The 2,012-nt window shown below is 48.0% G+C and carries 3 protein-coding genes; 2 read left to right on the top strand and 1 reads right to left on the bottom strand.

The window, feature by feature from the left end; translation table 11 throughout:
- Both AC06L3_RS03590 and rbr read left to right on the top strand, forming a co-directional pair.
- A partial coding sequence (locus tag AC06L3_RS03590; RefSeq protein ID WP_475669253.1) for an FAD:protein FMN transferase occupies window positions 1-986 on the top strand: 986 nt, incomplete at its 5' end.
- Window positions 987-1,063: 77 nt separating this feature from the next.
- Window positions 1,064-1,603 (top strand): rubrerythrin, encoded by a 540-nt coding sequence (gene rbr / locus AC06L3_RS03585; RefSeq protein WP_475669252.1) that lies wholly within the window; start codon window positions 1,064-1,066, stop codon window positions 1,601-1,603.
- A 13-nt stretch (window positions 1,604-1,616) separates the two neighbouring features.
- On the opposite strand, the gene AC06L3_RS03580 is transcribed toward rbr, so the two are convergent.
- Window positions 1,617-2,012 (bottom strand): ComEC/Rec2 family competence protein (locus AC06L3_RS03580; RefSeq protein WP_475669251.1); only part of this gene is annotated, 396 nt, incomplete at its 5' end.

The raw sequence follows: 2,012 nt of genomic DNA, 5'->3' as shown, positions 1-2,012 counted from the left end.
TTAAAATGCAAAAAGCCACAATCTTCATACAAATACTTTGCCGTATCCTTCTGCCCCTTGCAGTTCTTCAATCTTGTGGAGGGGGGACGGAATATGCCCGGCTTACAGGATACGCCCAGGGAGGTGTCTATTCCGTCATCTTTAATTGCGAAGGGGTAGAAGCATCGAGGGATGAACTCCAGACAGGTGTGGATTCGATACTTGCTGCGATTGACAATTCTCTGTCAGGATATAATAAGTCTTCCATACTCAGCCGGTATAATGCAGGGGAGAATCCACGTACAGATGCGATATTCAATGATGTGATGGATCTGTCTCATAGATACAAAGACGAGACCGGTGGAGCATTGGACTGTGCCGCAGGTCCCCTGTTCGATATATGGGGCTTCGGATTTGAAGGCGAATCTTTTCCCGACAGCAGCTCCGTGCTTAAGGCCATGGCCCTTGTATCATTGGAAAAATCATTCAATTTCAATGCAATAGCACAAGGCTACAGTTGTGACCTCGTGGCATCATACCTTCGTGGCAATGGAGTTGAGGATTTGCTTGTGGACATCGGTGAAATATATTGCCGCGGCGTTAATGCTTCCGGGAAGCCATGGACCATCGGGATAGATTCCCCTTTTGACGGAAATGAGAGCCCCGGGCAGTCGCTTCAGAATGTAATTTTTGCGCCGGAAGACGGGTGTGGGGTGGTTACGTCGGGCAATTATAGGAAGTTTTATGTCAGGGACGGGAGAAAATACGCCCATACAATCGACCCGAGGACAGGCTATCCTGTAACGCATAATCTTCTAAGCGCAACCATAATTGCTCCTACAGCAACCGATGCTGACGCATATGCCACATACTGTATGGTGATAGGCCTTGATGAGGCCAGGGCTTTTATTGAGAGCCGGGATGACTTGGAGGGCTACCTGATATTTGATGATGGGAGTGGGATGGCGGAATGGCATTCTACAGGCTTCAAATTGAAGACAGATTGATTTTTATTTTGAATAATTCTAAAAAAGAATTACTTTTGTACATCAGTAAATTAATTAATTCAATATATTTATTAATTATGGCAAACAAGTACGCCGGCACCCAGACCGAGAAAAACCTGGAAGCTGCATTTGCAGGGGAGTCACAGGCTCGCAACAAATACACATACTTTGCATCAAAGGCCAAGAAGGAAGGTTATGAGCAGATTGCCGCACTTTTCCTCAAGACTGCTGAGAATGAGAAGGAGCACGCAAAACTCTGGTTCAAGGAACTTAATGGCATAGGGGATACCGCGGAGAATCTTGCCGCCGCAGCTGCCGGTGAGAATTATGAGTGGACCGATATGTACGAAAGCTTTGCCCAGACCGCTGAGAAAGAAGGTTTCACAGCACTTGCTGCGAAGTTCCGTCTGGTTGCAGCTATCGAGAAGCATCACGAAGAGCGCTACCGTGCACTTCTGAAGAATGTCGAGACTGCTGAGGTATTCAAGAAATCTTCAGTGAAGGTTTGGGAGTGCCGCAACTGCGGACATATCGTTGTTGGAGTGTCCGCTCCTGAGGTTTGGCCTACCTGGGCTCATCCTCAGAGCTATTTTGAAATCAACGCGGAGAACTATTGATAACATACTTACGTTACATTTCACTGATGGTCTCCAGTATTCTGACCAGCAGTCCGAATATGTAATCGCAGGCATTTACCAGAGGGTTGCAGCTTAGTTTGCAGCCCTTTGCCGTTATTGTGACCATCGACAGAAGAATGGCGGCTTCAGTGACAGGAAGGGCCAGTATGTTCGCCAGAAGGAAATGCCGGGGGAAGCTGTGGAAATAATACCAGGAGAGGGGAGCGGTGAATGCCTGGCAGGAGATGGTGATGGCGGATGCATCCCACATTTTCTTCAGGATGCCCGGTCTGCGCCCTTGATGGAACCACTTTTGCACCGGGATTCCGAGCAGGAATATGCCTGCCATTGCAAGATATGAAAGTTGAAATCCTACGGACCTCACTACGCCAGGCATTGCGACCATTTG

This window comes from Candidatus Egerieousia sp. (assembly GCF_056211015.1).
This window is presented reverse-complemented; position numbering and strand designations above follow the sequence as displayed.